We start from the raw sequence: 22,223 nt of genomic DNA on the forward strand, positions 1-22,223 counted from the left end.
AATCCTCCTTCCCCCTAGTTGGACCGGGACCGGTCGGCATCCAGGGGGAGGCTGACCGTGACGGTGGTGCCCGCACCAAGCGTGGAGGCCACATCGATGTGTCCCCCATGGCGGGCCACGATGTCCTTGGTGATGGCCAGTCCCAGGCCCGTGCCCGGGATGGCTCCGGACATGGCATTGGACGCACGGTAGAACCGGGTGAAGACATGGTCGATTTCCTCGCTGGAAATGCCGATGCCCGTGTCCGCGACGCTCACGGTGGCCCACCGGGTGCCGTCCGCCGCCGCGTGGGATTCGCTGCCCACCTCGATCCGTCCGCCGCTGGGGGTGAACTTGATGGCGTTGGACACCAGGTTGGTGAACACCTGCTGCAGCTGCACCTCATCGGCGAGGATTTCCGGGTCTTCCGGGACCGGGTCCACGGCGATGGTCACGTTCTGCAGCTTCGCCAGCGGCCGGAGCGCTGCCGCCACCAGGTCCAGGGTCTGGCCCAGGCGCACCGGGGTGAGATGCATCAGGCTGTCATCAAGGCCGTTGCGCGACACACTCAGCATGTCCTCGATGAGCGTCCGGAGCCGCTCGGTGTTCCGGACCACGATGTCCAGCATCTGGTGGACTTCGGCGGAGACGGGCTGCTCCGTGCTCTCCTGGATCATGTCCAGGTAGGCCATGATGGACGTCAGCGGCGTGCGCAGTTCATGGTTGACGGTGGCCAGGAAGTCCGTCTTGGCCTTGTCCAGCTGCTGGAGCTGCTTGACCACCTGCTGCTGGCTGCTGATCAGGTGGCTTTGGATCAGTCCGTGCGCGGCGTTGCCGGCAACGTGCTGGATGAGTCCGAGCTCAGCACGGGACCATGTCCGGGGCCGGTCAACACTGGCGATCCAGATGATGCCCAGCGACGAGCTTCCTTCACCCATGGGAACGGCCAGGGTCGAGGCAACGTTGGCAATGCCCGACGCCGGCGCCTCGCCTGCCGCCGCCTGCCCGCCTTTGCCAACCATGGCCCCGTCAGTCCCGGCCGTGCCGGGTTCGGCGTCGTCCGTCTCGGTGCCGTCCGAGGACAGGGTTTCTGCCCCGGCCCACAGAAGGTCGGCCGTGCGGCGTGCTTCCTCCTCGTCCGGAAGCGCATCGGCCGGGAGCGGCTCCAGGCCCGGCCTGCTCCAGGCGGCCGTGATCGGGGGGACCCGATGGTCCTCGAAGGTTGCCAGGCAGACATGGTCGGCCTTGAACGTCCGGCCAAATCCCGCCACCACGTGGTCCGCGATTTCCTGCGGATCGTTCGTTGCCCGCACAGCTGCGGACACCTGCCGGAGCTGCCCGCGCAGCGCCTCGGCCTCCTGCCGCGAGGCATTGCGGCGGGACACCAGATCGATGAGCGCCGTGGCGCGGTGGACCAGTTCCCGGGGTGAGGGCGGTTTCGCGATGCAGTCGTGGATGCCCGGAGGGCGGACAGCGCACTCGGCGATGTTGTCGAGGTCCACCATGACCAGGACCGGCACTTCCGACTCGGCGGCGGGCAGCAGCGGGGCATCCACCACAATGACAGCTGGCTGGCAGCCGTCCAGCAGGGCAGCCAGCCCGGCGGCATCAGCGGCGGCGTGGACCGCGTAGCCCGCATCGCGGAGAGCGGCGGCATTCAGGGCCAGCCGCCCGGCGTTGGCGTCCGCCACCACCGCGCTGCGGGGCACGCGCAAGTCACACGGCAAATCAGCTGCCACAATGCTCACTTTCCTCCCAGTTGAGTACATTGTAGGGGGATGCGGGGCGGGCGGCTCCATGAATATTCACTGGGAGGACAAAGTGACGCACCAGCCGGAAGAACGCGAAAAGGGCCACCTCACCCTCGAGGGCGGCGTCCTGCACCTGCGGTGGCCGCGCGGTGCGGCCATCAGCGAGGCTGATGCCGAGAATGCCATGAGCAGGGTGAACGAACTCTGCGGGGAGAACCGGCATCCGATGCTGGTGGACATGGCCACAACCGAAAAGGTCAGCAGGGGCGCCCGCGCCGTTTTTGGCCGCCCCTGCCAGGCTTCACGCATCGCACTGCTGGGTGCCTCGCCAGTGGACAAAGTGATGGCCAACTTCATCCTGGGCATCAACAAACTGCCGTGTCCCACGCGCTTCTTCACGTCCCGGGAGGAAGCCATGGCCTGGCTGAAGCTGGAGGGTGCGGCGGCCTGACCCGGCGTGTTCTGCGGACCGGCGGAGGGAGAGGCCATCCGCGAAACCCCGTGCCGCGCCCGCCGGCAACAGCTCCGGGACATATATTGGACCGGTGTCCTCCCCCTCAAAGTCCTCCCCAGCGAAATCGGTGGCAGCTGCCCTGCAGAAGTACCTGATGATCCCCAAGCTCGTCCGGCTGTCGCGCTCTGCGCCGAAGGACCGGCCGCTGGCCTGGGACACCTACTGGGCCGGCATCAGGGCCACCGGGGCGGCCGGTGAGGTCCTGTGGGATTCCGGAACGGACCAGGAATTCCTCAGCTACAAGGACGTCCTCCTCCGCCATCTGGACCCGGAGCTTCCCGTAGTGGACATCGGCTGCGGGCACGGCAGCTTCAGCAGGCCACTGGCCGGACTTTTCCCCGAAGTCATCGGCGTGGACGTGTCCGCGCATGCGGTGAACCGGGCCGAGGCCGAATCCGCTGAACTCCGCAACGTCCGGTTCCAGGTCAGGGACATGACAGCACCGGGTGCAGAGAAAGATCTCCCGCGGGAGGCCAACGTGTTCATCCGGGGCGTCCTCCACGTCCTGGGCGCGGCAGACCAGGCGGCCCTCGCGGAAAACCTGCGCCTGCTGGTTGGGCAGCGCGGGAGGGTATTCCTTGCGGAGACCAACTTCCAGGGCAACCCGGTGGAGTACGTATCCCATTTGGGCGCCACATCCCGCAGCATTCCTGCTCCGCTCGAACGGGCCATCCGCGGCCTGCCGATGCCCGGCCGTTTCGGCCCGGAGGAGCGCTCCCGTGCACTGCCACGCACTGCCTGGCAACTCCTGGAAGACGGACCCGTGGCCATCGAAACGAATCCCGCAACCGGCATCAGCGGACAGGGCCGCGTTCCCGGATATTATGCGGTACTGCGCCCCCGGACCTAGCGGCCCGCGCCCGGCAGTGGCACCATTGCGGGAAGCCGCAGAAAGCCGCCAAACCCCTTGACACAAGGGCCAATCCGGAGGCTCCATAGTAAGTAGCCTTACTAGTTGGGACCTTGGGGAAAGGATGGCCGCCATGGCACAGGACAAGGGAAACAACGCCCGCGATTCCGGCGCGGGCACGGATGAAGAGGACCTGGGCCCCGGCCCGGACGGCGGAAAGATCCGGCGCGGGCCGGACTCCTCCAAATCCCTCAAGTACTCACAGGAAGTCACCTCGCCGGACGACGAGCCGGAGCGTGAGGGACGCAGCCTCGCCACCACCCACCACGAAGTCATCAGGCAGTGGGCGGAGGAGCGCGACGGCGTTCCCGCCACGGTGGAAGGCACCGAACACGGAGACCACCTCGGAGTGCTGAGAATCGATTTTGGCGGCGAAAATGACAAGCTTCGCCACATCAGCTGGGAGGAATGGTTTGAAACCTTTGACTCCCGGGGACTGAACTTCATCTATCAGGAACAGCGCAGCGACGGGCAGCAATCCAACTTCTTCCGGCTGGAAAATCCCAACCGCGAAGACGCCTAAGCCGCACCCGCGCCCCATCGTCTCGGCAGCACCGGAGTTGCATCCGGCGCCACTTCTGCGACCGCGGACGCAAGACCCACAGGAACAACAATGCGCAAACTCATACCGTCAGGCTCCCTTCGCAGGATGCTGCTGCCGCCCACGTATGGACGCCACGTCACGGACTCGAATGAATTCACCGTCTTGTCGGTGGAAATCTGGGCCACCGGGCTGGTGGTCAATATCCAAATGGCGTCCGAGGGCGGACCGCAGCCCCGGATTATCCTCGAGGACCACTTTGGAACCGAGTACTCACTGCGGGACTCCGTGGTCCTGGGTTCCCGGAACCTGCAGGTCTTCACCCCCTCGGTGCCGCCCGGCACCCGGAGCCTGACCGTGAGGTCAGCGGACGGCCCGGAAGCGCGGCCGGTGGTCACCTTCGCCGTCCCGCTGATGGCCGTTCCCGAGGAATCGGCCACAGCGCGCGGCGGCTACCCGCCGGAGACGGAACTTCGCCGTCCCGCCTGACCGCCGCGACCAGTTCGACCCAAGATGATCCACGCACCCTGACCCACCCGAAAGGCTGCCTCGATGCAGGACACCAGCAACTTCACGCCCGCCACCGCCATCGTCACCGCATCCGATTCCGGCATCGGCAAGGCCACTGCTGTGGCCCTGGCCCGCGCCGGACTGGATGTTGGTGTCACCTGGCACTCTGACAAAGCCGGGGCCGAAGGCACCGCCGAGGAGATCCGTGCTCTGGGCCGCAAATCCGTGATCCGGCAACTGGACACCACGGAGCTCCGGGCGGCAGGCGCTGTGATCGACGAACTCGCCGACGAGCTTGGCGGTGTGGACGTCTTCGTCAACAATGCAGGCACCGGCGAGAGCACCAAATTCCTGGACATGGATATCGACCGCTGGATGCAGACACTGGACACCAACCTCAACGGCGCGTTCGTCTGCCTGCAGGCAGCCGCCCGCCGGATGGTCCAGGCCGGCAGGGGCGGAAGGCTGATCGCCGTCACCAGCGTCCACGAGTTCCAGCCCCGGGTGGGATCCTCCGCCTATGACGCGTCCAAACATGGGCTTGCCGGCCTTATGAAGACGCTGGCCCTGGAACTGGCTGAGCACGGGATCACTGCCAACACCGTGGCCCCCGGCGAGATTGCCACTCCCATGACGGGGCAGGAGGACGAAGACCCCACCGCGAAGGACCGCCCGGGCGTGCCCCTGGGCCGGCCGGGTGACGCCCGGGAGATTGCTGCCGTGATCGCCTTCCTGGCCTCCCCTGCCTCCAGCTACGTGAACGGGGCGTCCTGGCCCGTGGACGGCGGCATGCTCCAGATGGGCCCGCAGGCGGGCTCGCACATCACCAGCCACGAGTGGCGCGAAGGCTAACTCTCCTCCTAAAGTGCGGGGTTTGTCCGAATACCGGATTTGGCAAGCGCTTTCCCGCGCGGTACTGGCATGATGGAGCGCATGCGCATCCTCATTGCTCCGGATAAGTTCAAGGGCTCCCTGACGGCAGCCGAAGCCGCCGCCGCGATCGCTGAAGGCGCCCTGCGCGTTTACCCGGACGCCGTGGCCACCCAGTTCCCCATCGCAGACGGCGGCGAGGGCACCCTTGAGGCAGCGGTCGCCGCCGGTTACGAGGATCGGCTCAACGCCGTGGTGGGCCCGATTCTGGCACCCCTCGGCGCCGCCTGGGCCCTTCGCAAGGGCAGCGATGGCGCAGTCACCGCCGTCATCGAAACCGCTCAGGCATCAGGCCTCGCCAGCATGGAACCCACGCCGGAGAACGCCCTGCGGGCCCACAGCTACGGCTGCGGACAGCTCATCGCGGCCGCCCTGGAGGCAGGTGCTACGGAAATCGTGCTGGGCCTGGGCGGATCAGCAATGACCGACGGCGGCAGCGGAGCCCTGCGCGCCCTCGGCCTGAAGCCACTGGACTCCGCCGGCAACGTGGTGCCCCTGGGCGGCGGATCCCTCGCCGACATCGCCGCACTGGACACCACCGGCCTCGACCCGCGGCTCGCGGCAACCACCTTCCGTATCGCCGTGGACGTCCGCAATCCGCTCTACGGACCGTCGGGCGCCGCGCATGTCTTCTCCCCGCAAAAGGGCGCAGACCAGGACGCCGTGGAACAGCTCGACGCCGGCCTCCGCAACTGGGCATCCGTCCTGCGGGAAGCCACGGGCCGGGACGTGAACGTCCCCGGCGCCGGCGCCGCCGGCGGCTTCCCGGCGTCGTTCCTTGCCTTTACGGGTGCCACGCTGGAAGGTGGCTTCGCGCTGGTAGCCGGACTCACCGGCCTGGCAGAACAACTGGGCGGCGCGGACCTGGTGATTACCGGCGAAGGGTCCATGGATTCCCAGTCGCTCACGGGCAAGGCCCCCATTGCGCTCGCCGATGCTGCCCGCGAGCGGGGCATTCCGGTCATCGTTGTGGCCGGCCGGATCCTGGTGACTCCCGAAGACCTCGCCCGGCACGGCGTGGTGGCCGCCGCGCAGTTGCTGGACGTGGCGTCGAGCCCGCAGGACGCTGTTGCCAATGCCGGAAAGTACCTGGTTTGGGCAACAAGCCAGGTACTCGAAGGGGCGTAAAGCCCCTGGGCGTGGCCGGAAAAGCCAGGCCTTAGTGCGCCCCGACCGTCAGTGCATGGCTCACTGCCGCGCCGGCGCCCTGCCTCCAGGGCTCTCCGTGGCCCGCAAGTACGGTTGTGGCACCCGTGGCGGCAACCGCCTCCAGGGACGCCAGGGCCTGCTTCGTGTCCTTGGTCGCCGCAGAGGCAACGATCTGCGGCCCCGCCTTGCCCGTATAGGGATCCAGGGTCACCAGGGCGTCGCCACTCAGGACGGCGTCCCGGTCCGCGAAATGCAGGATGCAGTGCCCGTCGGTGTGGCCCGGAGTGTGGACAACCGTGGGCCGTCCCGGCACCGGCAACGCGGCGCCGGTGGCCAGTGGCCGGGTGCTGGAGACTCCCTTGACGGCCAGCGCTCCCGCTGCCGCCATCCTCCCCAGCAGCGGCACTGACCGCGGGTGGCTCAAGGGATAGAGGAACCGGTTGCGCTGGGGCTTGTAACTGTACGGATGGGCAGCCAAATGTGCGTCCCGGGGATGGACCAGCACCGGCACGTTCCACTCCCGGCGGGCCCGCAGCGCAAATCCCACATGGTCGAAGTGCCCGTGCGTGAGGACCAGGGCCTTGATATCCTCCGGCCGCCGGCCGCGGTCCTCCAGGAGCTCCAGCAGCATGGACCACATGCTCGGCAGCCCGGCGTCCACCAGGGTCAGCCCGTCCTGGTCCTCCACCAGATAGCAGTTGACGTGGGCGTGCGTGATGAGATGGATGCCGTCGGCCACGCTTGGGGTAATCATGCGCCGCTCAGCCCACGATGGTGGTGTTCCGGCGGCGCCGCCAGATCAGAACCACAATGATTGTTACCAGCGCGATTGCCCCGATCACCCAGGGAGCGAAGTCCAGCCGGGTGGACTCATTTTGCGCGGACTCGCCCGTCCCGGGGTTTGCAGGCCCGCTGGAGGCGGTATCCCCGGGAGACGGCGTGGGAGTGTTGCCTGCCGGCGCCCACACCCCTCCGGAAGATCCCGCAGCCGCCTGGACGATTGCGTCGCCGGCGGCCACCGCCGGATGTGGGGCAGCTGAGGCCGGGGCCACCGAAAGGGCCGGCACGGCCAGGAGCAGCAGGGCAAAAAGGACGGTTTTTACGACGGTTCGCATGGATTCCTTTCGACAGGGACCGGCTCAGGCGCCGGTCTCGTAATGGGGTTCGGCGACGGGCTTGGACTCCGGGGAGCCCTTTTCCCGGAGGTAGACGGACGCGCCCACCAGGACGGCGATGGCCAGGAACTCGCTCTGCCAGTTCTGGAAGGACTCGAACCAGAAGCGGCTGGTCCCCACGTACTGCAGGAACGTGACCGTGGGCTGGCCGTGGCTTTGCTGCTCCTCGTTGTACGCCTCAGTGCCGCCCAGCGCGTGCAAGGTGAACGATGCCAGGAACAGCGCGAACAGCAGGATGGACAGCGAATGCTCGTAGAGCTTCAGCGCGAAGCCTCCGCGTTTCACCGGCAGCGGCGTTGCCTTCTTGATGGCTGCCTCGCGGGGATCCTCGTCCTGCGGGGCTTCCTTGCCCATCGGTTTGGATTCCGAGGATCCCTTCTGGAACAGGAAAACCGTCAGCACCACGTACAGGGCCATCTGCAGGAACTCCGATTCCCAGTTCTCAAAGGTGGCCTCCACAAACTCCCCGGTGCCCATGAATTGCAGGACGGAAACCCCGGGTTCGCCGTGCGCCTGCTGCTCTTCGCTGTACGATGCTGCTCCGGAAAGGATCATCCCTCCGAAAAAGATCAGGAACAGGGCGGCGTTCGCCAGCAACAGCCCGTGTTCCTTAACCCATTTGCGCATTGTCACTCCTTGTTTGCCCGGGCCGTCATTCCCGCGGCGGCGCGCTTGTTCAGGTGCAATGGGACATAGACCAGCAGGACCACCATCACGGCCAGCAGTGCCGCGCCGGCCGTCAGCCCGGCCGAGCGGCCAGCGGTGACGTCGAAAACCAGGGCGGCGGTGCCGGCGCTCAGGAGCGCGATGCCGGCCAGGGTGATCTTGGCGATCGTGTCGCCGCTGGACACCAGGGTTTCCTTGAGCCGCTTCCGGAAAAGCCTCCGGTGCACGCTGACCGGCAGGAGGATCAAAGCCGTGGTCAGGGCGGCGATCACCACGTTGGTCAGGTACAGGTTCACCTGGAAGTCATCCAGGTCTTCAAACCGTTCCTGGAAGGGCAGGGTCAGGAGGAAGCCTGCCAGGATCTGGACGCCCATCTGCAACACGCGCATCTCCTGGAGCAGTTCCGCCCAGTTGCGGTCCAGTTGCTCCTCGCGGGTTTCGTTCCGCCCGGTTCTGCCGGTGTAATCCTCCACCTCGGACATCGCTGCTCCTTCCTTGGCCTGGCCGGCCCGTGTTTCCCTTTCTACTCTTCACATACCCAGAAACAAGGCCGATCTTGCGCCGGTATCAACATTTGATAAGTTTACTGATTATCGGCACCGAACGGGTGGACTTTGTTCCGCCGGCCGGGATAGCGTCGAAGGGCCGGGGGCAGGGCTCTTCGAAAACCGACACAGCGAGTAGGTGGACTATGAGCGGCACAGACAAGCAGACGGACCAGCCAAAGGACCCCCGGGGCGGCTACCACGCCGGCCCCTTCCCCGAGCAGGAACAGAAGCAGCCGGGCCTCACCGCGCCCATGGATCCCAAACCTGACCACGGGGAACTCAGCTATGAGGGACACGGGAAGCTGGAGGGCAAGGCGGCACTCATCACCGGCGGCGATTCCGGCATCGGCAAGGCGGCGGCCATCGCATTTGCCCGTGAGGGAGCCGACGTAGCCATCTCCTACCTTCCCGAGGAGGAAGACGACGCACAGGACACTGCGGACTGGATCCGGAAGGCGGGGCGCCGCGTCCTCCTGTTCGCCGGGGACGGGCGTGAAGAGGACTTCAGCACACGGATCGTCGAGGAAACCGTGGCCGGATTCGGCCGCCTGGACGTGGTGGTGCTGAACGCCGCCTACCAGAAGAACCGGGAAAGCCTGGAAACCCTTCCCACGGAGGAGTTCGACCGCGTTTTCAAGACCAACCTGTACTCCCTGCTCTGGACCGCGCGGGCGGCGGTCCCGCACCTTAAAGCGGGCGCGTCGATCATCACCACGGCATCCATCCAGGCCTTCAATCCCTCGCCGGGCCTCATCGATTACGCCATGACCAAGGCCGCGCAGGTGGCGTTCACCAAGGCACTCGCGCAGGAACTGGGCTCCAAGGGAATCCGCGTCAACGCCGTCGCCCCCGGCCCCATCTGGACGCCGCTGATCCCCGCCACCGAATGGCCGGACAAGCTCCCGAAGTTTGGCCAGGATACGCCGCTGGAACGCGCCGGCCAGCCTGCCGAGCTCGCCGCAGCGTACGTTCTGCTGGCCTCCGAAGACGGGTCCTACATTTCCGGCGCGGTGCTGCCGGTGACGGGCGGCAAGGGGCTCTAAGCAGCCGGATTCTACACAGCAGCCGGATTTTGCACACCAGTTTCATCCCATCGCACACAGGAGGAACCATGACGCAGGAAAACCAGCACGCCGAGCCGGAAAAGGACCCGGGCGGCTACGGCACTCCGACGGCTGAGCAGGAGCTTGGCGGGAACCAGGGCGCAAGCCAGGGCGGCACCACGTCGGGTGCCGGCGGGGCTGACACCAACGAGCCGCAGTCCGGCGTCGGTGAGGAACAGGTCCCGCGTGACATGGACCTTCCCTCCGGCGAGGCTGAGATCAACGAGTTCAACGACGATTCCCAGGGCTCCGCACCGGTCTCCTCCGAGCCCGGGCAGGAAGCCACCGGCATTCCGGACGGCAGCGGCAACGACCTCCCGCAGGAAAAGTCGCCCAAAGACGGCGGCGGCGAGAGCTTCGACGCCGGATAAGCGGTCCTGATCCGTTGAAGGCCCCCGCCACGGCTCGATGCCGGGACGGGGGCCTTCGCCGTGTCCGGCATACATGGCTCCCGGCGGGGTACGGACCATGCGAAACCAATTCGCCAGTTGCCGGCCCTTGCCTGCCGGCGCCAGGAGGAGCTGTGAGCAGGAGACCATCAGGACAGTGGGCACGGCCGGCTGACAGGCCGGAGCAGGTTGCAGTGGACGTTCTTGTGCCCACCTGCAACCGGCCGGCGGAACTCGCCGTCACCCTCGCGGGACTCGCCGGACAAACCGACCCGGCCTTCGCCGTCGTCGTCAGCGACCAATCCACGGACGGGCCCGGCTGGGAGCACCCTGCCGCTGCCGCCATGGTGCGCGTCCTGGAAGCCCAGGGGCGGCCGGTCAGGCTCCTTCGCCACCTGCCGCGGCGCGGGCTGGCGGAACACCGACAGTTCCTGCTGGAGCAGTCCAGGGCGGACCAGTGCCTCTTCCTTGACGACGACGTCTGGCTGGAGCCGGGAGCCGTGGAGTTGCTCAGCCGCGCGCTCCACGAGCTTGGGTGCGGCTTTGTGGGGATGGCCCCGCAGGGTCTGTCCTACCTGGACGACCGGCGGCCCGGGCAGACCGCGAACTTCGAAGCGTGGGAAGGCGGGGTGATGCCGGAGCGCATCCGCCCGGGGGACCCCGCGTTCGAGCGCTGGCCGCTCCACAGCGCCGCCAACCTTAGCCACCTCAGCGCCGACCTGTCCCTTGAGCCGGGCCAGTGGGTGCCCTACCGGGTGGCGTGGCTGGGCGGGTGCGTGATGTACCGGCGCGAAGCCCTGTATGACGCCGGCGGGTTCACCTTCTGGCCGGACCTGCCGCCGGATCATGCGGGGGAGGACGTCATGGCCCAGTGGCAGGTCATGGAACGCTTCGGCGGGGCCGGCATCCTGCCCTCCGGGGCAGTCCACCTGGAATCGCCCACTACTGTGACGGACCGGCGCGTGGAAGCCTACGAGGTGGTCCTGAACCGCGGTCCCGCCTAAGGCGGGCCGGCCGCTAAAGCCGCCCGTCGGCGTCGTACGCCAGGCCGATCTGGCGGCGGATGCCGTCCAAGGCAGCCATCACGGCCACGCTCTCAGCCGGCGGCAGCACCGTGCCTCCGGTGAGCCCCTCGCTGACGAGCCGCTCCAGCTCGGCTGCCTGGTACTGCATGCCCCTGCTCTTCACGGGCTGGTCGAACCGTTCCACGACGTTGCCCAGGGTGTCGTAAACGGTGAAGGGTGTGGGGTTGTACCAGGTGGGTTCGATGTCGATCCAGCCGCCGGTGCCGATCACCACTGCCCGGTTGGGGCCGGCGGCATCCAGTTCACAGTCGAGGATGGCCTGCTGTCCCTGCGCATACTCGAAAACCGCCGCCGTCTGGCGGTCCACGCCCGTCGCCGTCATGGCAGCGCTGGCCCGGATGGTTTCCGGTGCGCCAAACACATCAAACGCGAACGAGACAGGGTAGATGCCCAGGTCCAGCAGCGCGCCGCCGCCCAGGGCAGGATCGTTGAGCCGGTGGCCCGGGTCCTTGGGAAGGTCCTGGTTGTGGCTGGCGATGACCTTCCGGACCTCGCCGATGGTGCCCTCCCTGATGATCTCCCGGAGGCGGACCATGTGCGGGAGGAACCTGGTCCACATGGCCTCCAGGGCAACCAGCCCCTTGGCCTCCGCGAGCTCCACGATGTCCTGCGCTTCGCGGGCGTTGATGGTGAAGGCCTTCTCCACCAGCACGTGCTTGCCCGCGTTCAGGGCAAGCAGTGCATTGGCGTGGTGGAACACATGGGGCGTGGCAACGTACACCACGTCCACCTCGGGATCGGCGGCGAGCTCCTCGTAGCTGCCGTGCGGGGTGGCGATGCCGAACCGGGCGCTGAACGCCTGGCTGGACTCGAGGCTCCGGGAGCCGACGGCCTGGACGGTGAACCCGTTGTCCAGCAGGTCCTGGGCCTGCAGCGCGGCGATAAAGCCTGTGCCGAGGATGCCCCAGCGGAGTTGTCCGTCGGAGGTGCCGTTGCTGTGGCGGGGCATGTCAGTCCTTGCTGCTGAAGGCGGCGTCGAACGAAGCGGTGGAAGCAGGGAAATCGTACTTCTTCAGCGCGGCGAGGGCTTCGGGCGCGCCGTGGAGGCGGTCCATGCCGGCGTCCTCCCATTCCACGCTGATGGGTCCGTTGTAGCCGATGGCCGCGAGGGCGCGGAAGGACGCTTCCCAGGGGACGTCACCGCGGCCTGCCGAGACGAAGTCCCAGCCGCGGCGGGGGTCGCCCCAGGCAAGGTGGGAGCCCATGACGGTGTTCCGGCCGGTCTGGCGGATCTTGGTGTCCTTGCAGTCCACGTGGTAAATCCGGTCTTTGAAGTCCCAGATGAAGGAGACGGGGTCTATGCCCTGCCACATCATGTGGGACGGGTCCCAGTTCAGGCCGAACGCTTCACGGTGGCCGATGGCTTCGAGGGTGCGGACGGTGGTCCAGTAGTCGTAGGCGATCTCGGAGGGGTGGACTTCGTGGGCGAAGCGGACGCCGCATTCGTCAAAGACGTCCAGGATGGGGTTCCAGCGGTCGGCGAAGTCCTGGTAGCCGGCGTCGATGACCTTTTCGGGCACGGGCGGGAACATGGCGACGTACTGCCAGATGGAGGAGCCGGTGAAGCCGACGACGGTGTCCACGCCGAGCGCCTTGGCGAGCCGGGCGGTGTGTTGCATTTCCTCGGCGGCGCGCTGGCGGACGCCTTCGGGGTCGCCGTCGCCCCAGACCTTGGACCGGACGATGCCCTGGTGCCGGAAGTCGATGGGGTCATCGCAGACGGCCTGGCCGGTGAGGTGGTTGGAGATGGCCCAGACCTTCAGGTTGTACTTTTTGAGTATCTCCAGTTTGGACTCGACGTAGCCGGGCTCGTCCCACCGCCAGGCGTCCAGGTGGTCCCCGGAAACGGCGATCTCGAGTCCGTCGTAGCCCCAGCCGGAGGCCAGCTTGGCGACTTCCTCGAAGGGCAGGTCGGCCCACTGGCCGGTGAAAAGGGTGAACGGGCGGGGCATGTCAGGCTCCTTCGGTTGAAAGCGGTGCGTGGACGGGCGTGACGGCGCTTTTGTTGCTGGCGGATTCGTCGACGGCGTTCAGGATGTACTGCACGTTCAGTCCTTCTTCGAACGACGGCGACGGCTGGGTTCCGTCCTGCACGGCCAGCAGGAAGTCGCGGATTTGGTGGGTGAAGGTGTGTTCCCAGCCGATGATATGGCCCTGCGGCCACCAGGCATCAAGGTACGGGTGGTCCGGTTCGCTGACGAGGATACGCCGGACGCCCTGCTCCCGGGCGGGCGCGGTGGCGTCCAGGAAGCCGAGTTCGTTGAGGTTTTCCAGGTCGAAGAGGATGCTGCCCTTATCGCCGTAAACCTCAATCTGGAGGGAGTTCTTCCGCCCGGTGGCCACCCGGGAGGCCTCCACCGAGGCGATAGCTCCGGAGGCGAGGGACAGTGTTGCCCAGGCGGCGTCGTCGACCGTGACGTCCTCCGGTCCGCTGGTGCCCGGGCGGCGGCCCACGAAGGTGTGGAGCCGGCCGCTGACCTCGGTGACCTGGTCGCCCAGGAGGTAGAGGACCTGGTCGATGGCGTGTGAGGCGATGTCGCCAAGGGCACCTGAGCCTGCTGTTTCTTTTCGCAGCCGCCAGGTCATGGGGGCCTGGTCATCGGCAAGCCAGTCCTGCAGGTAGGCGGCGCGGACGTGCCGTACCGTCCCCACGCGGCCCTCGGAAATCAGTTCCCGGGCAAGGGCAAGTGCGGGGACCCGGCGATAGTTGAAGCCGATCATCGACTGGACGCCGCGGGCACGGGCCTTTGCCGCCGCCTCAGTCATGAGTTCAGCCTCGGCCAGCGTGTTGGCCAGGGGTTTTTCGACGAGGACGTGCTTGCCGGCCTCGAGGGCGGCGATGGCGATTTCGGCGTGCATCCAGCCCGGTGCGCAGATATCCACGATGTGGATGTCGTCGCGGGTGATGACGGAGCGCCAGTCGGTGGCGGACTCAGCCCAGCCGTACTTGGCTGCCGCCTGTGCCACCTGCCCGGCATCACGGCCTACGATTACTTTCTGCTCGATGGCCGGAACGTCGAAGAAGCTGGCCACGTTCCGCCAGGCGTTGGAGTGGGCCTTGCCCATAAAGGCGTATCCGATGGCGGCAACGCCGAGGGGACCGGCGCCGCTGCTTTGTGTCTGCTGTGTCATGGTCGGGGTTTCCTAGAGGGTGGCGGTGTGGGGTGCCCAGTCCTCGGGGAGGGCTGCGGAGGCCGGAGCGGAACTTTCCACGTTGATGAATGTGCCGGCATCAATGGATTCGGAAATGGACACCATGGTGTCCAGAACGTGGTACGCAAGGTCCCCGGTGGCGCGGTGCGGGACGCCGGTCCGGATGGACCGGGCCATATCCAGCACGCCCATGCCCCGGCCGTTCGCCGGGCCGGTGGCCGGGATGGTGGTCCAGTCCTCGTCTCCGGCCCGCCACAGCCTGATGTCGCCGTCAAAGTAATTGGGGTCCGGCAGGGAAATGGTGGCCTCGGTGCCGGTGATCTCCACAAAGCCCACCCGTGCGCGGGGGGATTCGAAGGAGAACACGCTGTGGGAGGAAGCCCCGCCGTCGAACTGCGCCATCGCTGAGACGTGGGTGGGTACCTCAACCGTGAATTCCTCGCCGGCTTTGGGTCCGGAACCGATGACGCGGACTTCCTTGGCTTTGGACCCGACGGCGGCCACCTTGCGGATGGAGCCGAATGCCTGGATCAGGGTGGTGAGGTAGTACGGGCCCATGTCGAACAGCGGGCCGGCGCCATGCTGGAACAGGAACGCCGGGTTGGGGTGCCAGGACTCCGGGCCGGGGGTCTGGAACGTGGTCATCGCGGTCAGCGGCGTCCCGATGTCGCCGCGCTGGATCAGGCGCAGGGCCGTCTGCAACCCGGCGCCGAGGAACGTGTCCGGCGCGCAGCCCAGGCGGATGCCCGCAGCGTCGGCGGTCTTGAGCAGGCCGAGCCCGGATTCCCGGTCCAGGCTGAACGGCTTCTCCGTCCAGACGTGCTTGCCGGCGTTTACGGCGGCTGTGGCCACCTCAACGTGCGCGGCCGGGATGGTCAGGTTGACGATGATCTCCACGTCCGGGTGGTGCAGTGCCTTGTCCACGCCGCCCCATTCCGGGATGCCGTACTCCTTGGCGCGGGCCTCGGCCGCCTCTTCGAACATGTCGGCGATAACGTGGACCTTGAGGTCGGGGAACACGGTGAGGTTGTCCAGGTACTGCTTGCTGATGTTGCCGGCGCCGATGACGCCGACGCCTACCGGGCCTTTGCGTGCGGAAAGGGGGCTCATGCGGTTGCTCCTTCTGCAGGGTTGCCCGCGGTGTTGCTGTTCAGGAAGGCCAGGCTTTGGGCGATGCCGTCGAAGATGTTGCCGGCGTAGTCGTCGAATTCCACCACGCCTGTCTCCAGGGACTTCGCCGCTGCGATAACGTCCAGGACCGGGACCTTGCCTTGCCCTGCGGGCTGCTGCGCCTTGGTGTCCGTGGTCAGGGGGCCGTCCTTGATGTGGATGAGCTTCACCCGGTCACCGAGCCTGGCAAGGATGTCCACGGGGTCATGGCCGCCGACGGCCACCCAGTACGTGTCCACCTCCAGGACCACCTCCGGATCCAGCAGGCCTTCGAAGTATTCCAAGGCGGTGCGGCCGTCGATGGTGGACTCCAGCTCCCACTGATGGTTGTGGTAGCCCACGCGGATCCCGTATTCGGCGCCCTTTTTGGCTGCAGCGTTGAGCCTGGCCGCCGTGGCCTGGATGTCCTCCGCGTTCTGCCAGTGGTCGGCCGGGATGAAGGGCTCGATGACGGTGGCAATGCCGAGCTCCTTGGCTGCGGCGAAAATTTCGTCCTGGTCCTGGCTGAGCAGCGGAGCGTGGCCGGAGGGTGCGGCCAGGCCGTTTTCCCTCAATGCGGCGCCCAGCTCCCTGGCGGTGGCCACAAAGTTGTAGGGCTCCACCTGCGTGAAGCCGATCTCCGCCACCTTCCTGATGGTTCCGGGCAGGTCGTCCTCCATGGCTTTGCGCAGGGTGTAGAGCTGGACTGAGTACGGCATGGTTCTCCTGGCTTCTTTGGCATGTGGCAGTATCCCGCCGGCAGTTTGTCTTAGTGCAAAGCTAGAAGGACTTTTGCCGAAGGTCAAGCAAAAGTTGCGCGCGTGACAGAAGTAAGTGGCCGTGCTATCAATTTCGTATGACCAATACCGCCGGACGATTTGCTCCGCCTGACATCCAGGGGCTGCAGGGGCGGGCCGGGGATCTCTTCCAACTCCTGCGTGACGGCCGGGCACGGACGCGCGCCGAACTCGCCATCACTACCGGGCTGGCCCGTTCCACCGTTGCCTCCCGCATCGATGCCCTCATCAGCTCCGGCCTCGTTGGCCCCGCCGGGGAAGCAAGCTCCAGCGGCGGAAGGCCGCCGTCGCGCTTTGCCTTCAACCCGGCTGCGCGCGTTGTGCTGGCCGTCGACGTCGGGGCCACCCACGCGGTGGTGGCCGTCACTGACCTTGCCGGCAACATTGTGGCGGAGCGCCGGCTGGAGCAGGAAGTGGCTGACGGGCCGGAAGCCGTGTTGGGCCGGATCCTTGCCCTTGGACAAGAGCTGCTCGCCGAGGCCGGCCGCCCCCTGAAGGACCTTGCCGGAGTGGGCATCGGCCTGCCTGGCCCGGTTGAACACGACACCGGGCGGCCCGTTAAGCCGCCCATCATGCCGGGATGGGACGGATTCGACGTGGTCCCGTATGTGCAGCGCTCGCTGTCGGTCCCTGTCCTGGTGGACAACGACGTCAACATCATGGCACTCGGGGAGCGCACCGCTTACTGGCCGGAGCACAGCAACTTCCTGTTCATCAAGGTCGCCACGGGTGTTGGCGCGGGCATCATCAGCAGCGGGCAGCTGCAACGCGGGGCCGACGGTACGGCCGGTGACCTGGGCCATATCCGCGTGCCGCGGGGCGATGACGTCCTGTGCCGCTGCGGCAACTACGGTTGCCTGGAAGCGCTCGCGTCCGGGCCCGCCGTCGCCCGGCAGCTCCAGGCGCAGGGCGTGGATGCGGCAACGGGCGCCGATATGCTGCGGCTGGTCCGGGAGGGGCACCCGCAGGCCGTCCAGGCGCTGCGCCAGGCAGGGCGCGATGTTGGCGACGTCCTGGCCGCCGCCGTCAACCTGCTCAATCCGTCCATTGTCATCATCGGCGGCAGCATCGGGGAGGCGGGGGAGCACCTTGTGGCCGGGATCCGCGAGGTGGTGTACCGGCGCTCCCTTCCGCTGGCCACGGCGCACCTGCGCATCGGGATCTCGATGGCGGGGCCCCGCGCCGCCATCCTTGGGGCCAGCCAGATGGTCACCCAGCACGTCCTGTCGCCCGACGTCGTCGAGGCAACTCTCGCCGGGAGCGCTATTGCCGGCTAAGCTCCCGGCACAAAAAACTGGCCCTGGTGATGTGATCACCAGGGCCAGTACGTAAAGCTATTTCCTGTCAGTCTCCGGATCGGAGCTGACTGCAGAGCTGCCTCCGGAGCTTCCGCCGGAGCAGGACTCGGGGTCAGGGCAGGTTTCCGCGCATTCGTGCTTGGTGACGAGGTCGAACTGGACTCCGCGGTGCTGCTCGACGCCGGTGCGGATGGCCCGCTCCACCACCGACGTGGCCAGGCGGCGGCGCAGCGAGAGCGGGTCCCGGCGCAGGTCCTTGGCCAGGGCGAAGCACAGCAGCAGCATCACGACGACGAACGGCAGCGCCGCAACGATGGTGATCCGCTGCAGGCCTGACAACGCTTCGGAAGGTTCGTCACCGCCGGCCAGGAGCATAACTGCCGCCACGGCACCGGTCAGCGTTCCCCAGAAGATGACCAGGCCGCGCTTCGGCTCCGAGGAGCCGTTGGAGCTCAACGAGGACATGACCAATGATGCCGAGTCCGCGCCGGTGATGAAGAAGATGGCAACCAGTACCATGGCCAGGACCACGACGGCGGCGATCAGCCAGGCCGGAAGGGGCAGGTTCTTGACCAGGTTGAACAGGGCACCGTCGAAATCAATGCTGGCAGTTCCGTCGGTGACCGTCATCAGGCCCGGCAGGTTTGCCTTGTCGGCTTCCTGCTGGATCTTGAAGGCAGTACCGCCGAAGATGCCGAACCAGATCACGCTCACGATGCTCGGGACCAGCAGGACGCCGGTCACGAACTGCCGGATGGTCCGGCCGCGGCTGATGCGGGCAATGAACATCCCCACGAAGGGCGTCCAGGAAATCCACCAGGCCCAGTAGAAGATGGTCCAGCCTGACATCCAGGTACGGAGCGCTTCGTCACCGACGGCCTCGGTGCGGGAGGACATCTCTGCCAGGTCACGGGCATAATCTCCCACAGCCGCCGGGATGAGGTTGAGAATGAACAGGGTGGGCCCGGCAATGAAGACGATCAAAGCAAGGATGACGGCCAGGACCATGTTGGTGTTGGACAGCCACTGGATACCGCGGCTGATGCCGGATACGGCCGAGGCGACGAAGCAGGCCGTCAGGATGGCGACGATGGCCACCAGGACGGGAGTTCCGATTTCACCCACGTAGCCGTTGGAGGTGAGGCCGCTCCCGATCTGCAGTGCTCCGAGGCCCAGTGACGCGGCCGTGCCGAAAAGCGTGGCGAAGATGGCGAGGATGTTGATGAACTTCCCCACCGGGCCTTCCACCATCCTGATGCCGAACAGCGAGGTGAAGGCGGCCGAGATCAGCTGCTTGCGGCCCAGCCGGTAGGTTCCGTACGCCATGGCAATACCCACCACTGCGTACATGGCCCAGGGGTGGAGGGTCCAGTGGAAGATGGACGTGGCCATCGCTGTCTGGATGGCGTCCGGCGTGCGGCCGTCCACGGTGCCGGGCGGGGGAGTGATGAAGTGGTACAGGGGCTCCGCGACGCCGTAGAACATCAGGCCGATGCCCATGCCGGCGGCGAACATCATCGACACCCAGGACACGGTCCGGAACTCGGGCTTTTCGCCGTCCTTGCCCAGTGGGATGTTTCCGAACTTGCCCAGGGCCAGCCACAGGACAAAAACTACAAAGAGGGAGGCCAGCACCATAAAGAGCCAGCCCGTGTACTCCATTACCCAGTCGAGGGCTGCGGTGGAGGTTGTGGAAAGGCTGTCCTTGCCAACGAACCCCCAGACCACGAAGGCCAGGGCGAGGACGCCTGTGATGCCGAACGTGGTCTTGTCGAGGATGAGCTTGCGGTTGCGGCGTTCGGAGACTGCCTGCTCGGTCTTGCTCTGGCGCAGTTCCTCGAGGATCTGCTCGTATTCTTGTGTCTCCGGAAGGATGACGGTCTCGCTTTCGGCCGGGGCATTTCCCGCCGGCGGCGTGCCGGCTGCGGCAGCACCGGCTGCCGGGACGGCGCTGTCCTTGGCGTCCGGGTCTGGGCGGAGAGGGGCTTCCAGCGGATCGCTGTCTACTGGAAGGCCGTTCGGTTTGGGGGACGATATTTCGCTGTTGATAGCCATGAGCGGGTTCCTTTGCTCGGCGAGTCACGGGCAGGCATGGATGCATGCCCTTGGGGCGATAGTCCGGGCGGAAGGTTGGGGTCCTCGCCCGATTCGCTGACTGGTGTTGCACCTCTTTAGGTCAGGGTTCTTATTCACATGGGAAGGGCCGGGAAGCCCGGGGGAGGTGTTCCGCAAGAATCAACAGAATTCGCGCTAAGCAACAGAGTGCGCTAGACCACATTCAAAGTCAAGACTTTTCTGAAGGCGCTCCGTAACTCTTGACACGTTAAATGTCCGAAACATGCTGTTGCATCACTTGATTCATGTTGCGCATGACGCGGCCTCCGCCGCTACCCTGCCGGGACGTCCGATCCGTTCCCGGCCGGCATAAACATTGAGGCTGTGACCCCTGCTGAATCCCACCAGGGTCACTCCTGTCTCGGCAGCAAGGTCGGCGGCAAGGCTGGAAGGCGCGCTGACGGCAGCCAGGACCGGAATTCCCGCCAGGGCGGCCTTCTGGACCAGCTCGAAAGAGGCCCGCCCGGAGACCTGCAGAACAGTGCCGCGCAGCGGCAGCAGTCCCTCCCGCAGCGCCCAGCCCACTACTTTGTCCACCGCATTGTGGCGGCCCACGTCCTCGCGCAGGCACAGCAGCTCAGGTTCATCCCCGTCCATCCTGAAGAGGCCCGCCGCATGGACGCCTCCGGTCTTGTCGAACACGGCCTGGGCCTCCCGCAGCCTATCCGGCAGCCGGGCCAGGAGATCCAAGGGCACCTGCAGCCCGTCCCCGGAGGGGTCGTAGTGCAGGGTCTTACGGACGGCGTCGATGGATTCGGTCCCGCAGATGCCGCAGGAGCTTGAGGTGTAGACGTGCCGCATGGTGTCCGGCATTGCCACGCCGGGCGCCAACTGGGCATCCACCACGTTGAAGGTCTGCACATCCCCGTTCCTGCCGGCGCAGAAGCGCAGCGAGGCCAGATCGGCTTGATGGCGGATGATGCCTTCCGAAACAAGGAAGCCGGCCACGAGGTCAAAGTCGTCTCCGGGGGTCCTCATGGTGACGGAAAAGGAGCGTCCGGCCAGCCGGATTTCGAGGGGTTCCTCAGCGGCGAGGACATCCTCCTTGAACCGGACGGGGAACTCGGTGGCTGATCCATCCAGGTGGAAACGGTGGATCTTCCGGCGCTGGGTCATCCGGGCCATGGCGTGTACCCCTGTCTGTTGATGGAATCGATGGTGTCACCTGGCTGCGTCCAGGGAAGCGGGAGGACAGGGACGGGTTCGCCTGACTCCACGCCGCAGGCGGGAACGGCCATAACAGCGTCCGCCCACGCCAGGCCGCGCATCATGCCCGGACCCGTGTGCTCAACGGGAAATGCCAGCCCGGAAAGGAATCTGCAGGGGATGAGCCGTGTACGTCCCGCGTCCGGTTCGATGTCACTGCCGGACAGTACCTGGTCCAGCGGGCACAGTTGCCGGTTTCCGAGGGCAGCCAGCAGCGGTGCACCGATGGTCAGGAGCGCCATCATGGCCGCCAGGGGATTTCCGGGCAGTCCGACGACGAAGCGGCCGTCCGGGAGGGCCGCCAGCACGGCGGGGTGGCCGGGGCGCATGGCGATCCCGTCCAGCAGCAGTTCACCGCCCAGCGCGGCTATGGCCGCACGGAAGTGGTCGGTCCCGGACTTGCCGGTCCCGCCCGTTGTGATGATGACGTCGGCCCGTTCACCGGACGGCGCAGCACGGTCCGCCAGGGCGGCGAGCCACTCGCTGAACGAGTCTCCGATCCTCACGGGAGGGCCGGCAGTACCTCCGAGCTGCCCGACTACCGTGCCCAGCTGCGGGCCAAAGGTGTCCCTGACCTGTCCTGGTCCAGGAACGCCGTGCGTCACCACTTCCGCCCCCGTCAGTACGACGCCGACTGCGGGCCGGGCGCGGACCAGGACTTCGTCGTGGCCTGCTACGGCCGCCAGGGCGAGGTGCGCAGGGTTGAGGACAGTGCCGGCTGGCAGCAGCACGTTTCCTGCCCTTGCCTCCTCACCGGCGGGACGTATGTGCTGGCCGGGATGCGGCTCGCCCTGGCGTGCATCGGGATGCAGCGTAAGAACGTGCCTGCCTGCGGCGTCCGTGGCCACCTGGCCGCTTTCCTTGCGCAGGACGGCGCCGGCGCCGTCCGGTACCAGGCCCCCGGTAGCAATGACGCGTGCCCGGTTCGGTACGAGCACCTGGTCCGCCGGCAGCGTCGCGTGCTGCGGTGAGCAGTTGTCCTCCGGAAGAAGCCACGGGCCCGGGCCGTTCACGGCCCAGCCGTCCATGGCTGATGATGCATAGTGCGGAAGGTCCTGCAGTGCAGTGACATCCCGGGTGAGGACACGGCCAGCGGCGTCAGCCAGCGGCAGGCTCACCGGCGGGAGCGGCCTGGCGCAGTCGAAGGCGAGCTGCCGGGCTTCAGCCCAGGTGGGAGACCCGTTACGGACAACCGCTGCGCGGGAATCAGAAGCGTGGAATACGAGTTCCTCGGTGAGCATCGGTGCTCCCTCTC

Annotated in this window: 23 protein-coding genes; 10 read left to right on the forward strand and 13 right to left on the reverse strand. The window is 66.7% G+C overall.

What is annotated here, in order from left to right; genetic code table 11:
- Window positions 1–14: 14 nt before the first annotated feature.
- Window positions 15–1,718, reverse strand: a complete 1,704-nt coding sequence (locus tag ACZ9BC_RS02340; protein WP_476244829.1) for an ATP-binding protein — start codon at window positions 1,716–1,718, stop codon at window positions 15–17.
- A gap of 58 nt (window positions 1,719–1,776) precedes the next feature.
- Here ACZ9BC_RS02340 and ACZ9BC_RS02345 point away from each other — a divergent pair, with 58 nt between their 5' ends.
- From ACZ9BC_RS02345 to ACZ9BC_RS02370, 6 genes are all read left to right on the forward strand, one after another.
- The gene (locus ACZ9BC_RS02345; RefSeq protein ID WP_115524760.1) at window positions 1,777–2,181 is read left to right on the forward strand and encodes a SpoIIAA family protein; all 405 of its coding nucleotides are present in this window, start codon (window positions 1,777–1,779) and stop codon (window positions 2,179–2,181) included.
- Between the two features lie 157 nt (window positions 2,182–2,338).
- Entirely contained in the window at window positions 2,339–3,094 is a 756-nt protein-coding gene (locus ACZ9BC_RS02350; RefSeq protein ID WP_476244830.1) for a class I SAM-dependent methyltransferase, read from the forward strand.
- Window positions 3,095–3,227: 133 nt separating this feature from the next.
- The gene (locus ACZ9BC_RS02355; RefSeq protein WP_275730494.1) at window positions 3,228–3,677 is read left to right on the forward strand and encodes a hypothetical protein; all 450 of its coding nucleotides are present in this window, start codon (window positions 3,228–3,230) and stop codon (window positions 3,675–3,677) included.
- Window positions 3,678–3,767: 90 nt separating this feature from the next.
- Window positions 3,768–4,184: a hypothetical protein gene (locus ACZ9BC_RS02360; protein WP_476244559.1), complete on the forward strand. Its 417-nt coding sequence runs from the start codon at window positions 3,768–3,770 to the stop codon at window positions 4,182–4,184.
- 63 nt (window positions 4,185–4,247) lie between these two features.
- Entirely contained in the window at window positions 4,248–5,057 is an 810-nt protein-coding gene (locus ACZ9BC_RS02365) for an SDR family oxidoreductase (RefSeq protein ID WP_476244560.1), read from the forward strand.
- Window positions 5,058–5,138: 81 nt separating this feature from the next.
- Window positions 5,139–6,263, forward strand: a complete 1,125-nt coding sequence (locus tag ACZ9BC_RS02370) for a glycerate kinase (protein ID WP_476244561.1) — start codon at window positions 5,139–5,141, stop codon at window positions 6,261–6,263.
- A 31-nt stretch (window positions 6,264–6,294) separates the two neighbouring features.
- Here ACZ9BC_RS02370 and ACZ9BC_RS02375 read toward each other — a convergent pair whose 3' ends face one another.
- From ACZ9BC_RS02375 to ACZ9BC_RS02390, 4 genes are read right to left on the reverse strand one after another with little or no spacing between them, the layout of a single operon-like run.
- A complete protein-coding gene (locus ACZ9BC_RS02375) occupies window positions 6,295–7,038 on the reverse strand; it encodes an MBL fold metallo-hydrolase (protein ID WP_476244562.1) in 744 nt (247 codons plus the stop codon).
- A gap of 7 nt (window positions 7,039–7,045) precedes the next feature.
- Window positions 7,046–7,399 carry a LuxR family transcriptional regulator gene (locus ACZ9BC_RS02380; RefSeq protein WP_476244563.1) on the reverse strand — a complete coding sequence of 118 codons (354 nt, stop codon included), beginning with the start codon at window positions 7,397–7,399 and terminating at the stop codon, window positions 7,046–7,048.
- 24 nt (window positions 7,400–7,423) lie between these two features.
- A complete protein-coding gene (locus tag ACZ9BC_RS02385) occupies window positions 7,424–8,086 on the reverse strand; it encodes a DUF6766 family protein (RefSeq protein ID WP_476244564.1) in 663 nt (220 codons plus the stop codon).
- A 2-nt stretch (window positions 8,087–8,088) separates the two neighbouring features.
- Entirely contained in the window at window positions 8,089–8,607 is a 519-nt protein-coding gene (locus ACZ9BC_RS02390) for a DUF6328 family protein (RefSeq protein ID WP_079596924.1), read from the reverse strand.
- A 209-nt stretch (window positions 8,608–8,816) separates the two neighbouring features.
- On the opposite strand from ACZ9BC_RS02390, the gene ACZ9BC_RS02395 reads away from it, so the two are divergent.
- The 3 genes from ACZ9BC_RS02395 to ACZ9BC_RS02405 all read left to right on the forward strand — a co-directional run bounded on the left by ACZ9BC_RS02395 (window position 8,817) and on the right by ACZ9BC_RS02405 (window position 11,169).
- On the forward strand, window positions 8,817–9,716 hold the full coding sequence (locus ACZ9BC_RS02395; protein ID WP_476244565.1) for an SDR family oxidoreductase: 900 nt from the start codon (window positions 8,817–8,819) through the stop codon (window positions 9,714–9,716).
- Window positions 9,717–9,784: 68 nt separating this feature from the next.
- Window positions 9,785–10,147 carry a hypothetical protein gene (locus tag ACZ9BC_RS02400; protein ID WP_115524754.1) on the forward strand — a complete coding sequence of 121 codons (363 nt, stop codon included), beginning with the start codon at window positions 9,785–9,787 and terminating at the stop codon, window positions 10,145–10,147.
- 152 nt (window positions 10,148–10,299) lie between these two features.
- Window positions 10,300–11,169: a glycosyltransferase family 2 protein gene (locus ACZ9BC_RS02405; RefSeq protein WP_476244566.1), complete on the forward strand. Its 870-nt coding sequence runs from the start codon at window positions 10,300–10,302 to the stop codon at window positions 11,167–11,169.
- A 13-nt stretch (window positions 11,170–11,182) separates the two neighbouring features.
- Here the strand turns inward: ACZ9BC_RS02405 and ACZ9BC_RS02410 are convergent, their stop codons facing one another.
- The 5 genes from ACZ9BC_RS02410 to ACZ9BC_RS02430 are packed head-to-tail and all read right to left on the reverse strand — an operon-like array spanning window position 11,183 to window position 16,271.
- A complete protein-coding gene (locus ACZ9BC_RS02410) occupies window positions 11,183–12,199 on the reverse strand; it encodes a Gfo/Idh/MocA family protein (RefSeq protein WP_476244567.1) in 1,017 nt (338 codons plus the stop codon).
- 1 nt (window position 12,200) lies between these two features.
- Complete coding sequence (locus ACZ9BC_RS02415; protein WP_476244568.1) at window positions 12,201–13,202, reverse strand: sugar phosphate isomerase/epimerase family protein; 1,002 nt, start codon at window positions 13,200–13,202, stop codon at window positions 12,201–12,203.
- A 1-nt stretch (window position 13,203) separates the two neighbouring features.
- Window positions 13,204–14,382 carry a Gfo/Idh/MocA family protein gene (locus ACZ9BC_RS02420; protein ID WP_476244569.1) on the reverse strand — a complete coding sequence of 393 codons (1,179 nt, stop codon included), beginning with the start codon at window positions 14,380–14,382 and terminating at the stop codon, window positions 13,204–13,206.
- A 12-nt stretch (window positions 14,383–14,394) separates the two neighbouring features.
- Window positions 14,395–15,513, reverse strand: coding sequence for a Gfo/Idh/MocA family protein (locus ACZ9BC_RS02425; protein ID WP_476244570.1), 1,119 nt, complete (start codon window positions 15,511–15,513; stop codon window positions 14,395–14,397).
- Window positions 15,510–16,271: a sugar phosphate isomerase/epimerase family protein gene (locus tag ACZ9BC_RS02430; RefSeq protein WP_476244571.1), complete on the reverse strand. Its 762-nt coding sequence runs from the start codon at window positions 16,269–16,271 to the stop codon at window positions 15,510–15,512. Before ACZ9BC_RS02430 ends, ACZ9BC_RS02425 begins: the two co-directional genes overlap by 4 nt.
- 137 nt (window positions 16,272–16,408) lie before the next feature.
- Between ACZ9BC_RS02430 and ACZ9BC_RS02435 the strand changes: the two genes are divergently transcribed.
- Window positions 16,409–17,626 carry an ROK family transcriptional regulator gene (locus tag ACZ9BC_RS02435; protein WP_476244572.1) on the forward strand — a complete coding sequence of 406 codons (1,218 nt, stop codon included), beginning with the start codon at window positions 16,409–16,411 and terminating at the stop codon, window positions 17,624–17,626.
- 57 nt (window positions 17,627–17,683) lie between these two features.
- Here ACZ9BC_RS02435 and ACZ9BC_RS02440 read toward each other — a convergent pair whose 3' ends face one another.
- From ACZ9BC_RS02440 to ACZ9BC_RS02450, 3 genes are all read right to left on the reverse strand, one after another.
- On the reverse strand, window positions 17,684–19,702 hold the full coding sequence (locus ACZ9BC_RS02440; RefSeq protein ID WP_476244573.1) for a BCCT family transporter: 2,019 nt from the start codon (window positions 19,700–19,702) through the stop codon (window positions 17,684–17,686).
- A 303-nt stretch (window positions 19,703–20,005) separates the two neighbouring features.
- Window positions 20,006–20,887, reverse strand: coding sequence for a formate dehydrogenase accessory sulfurtransferase FdhD (gene fdhD, locus ACZ9BC_RS02445; RefSeq protein WP_476244574.1), 882 nt, complete (start codon window positions 20,885–20,887; stop codon window positions 20,006–20,008).
- On the reverse strand, window positions 20,875–22,209 hold the full coding sequence (locus ACZ9BC_RS02450) for a molybdopterin molybdotransferase MoeA (protein WP_476244575.1): 1,335 nt from the start codon (window positions 22,207–22,209) through the stop codon (window positions 20,875–20,877). The genes fdhD and ACZ9BC_RS02450 overlap by 13 nt, the downstream gene beginning before the upstream one ends.
- Between the last annotated feature and the right edge of the window lie 14 nt (window positions 22,210–22,223).

It is taken from the genome of Pseudarthrobacter sp. TE3704 (genome assembly GCF_056279405.1).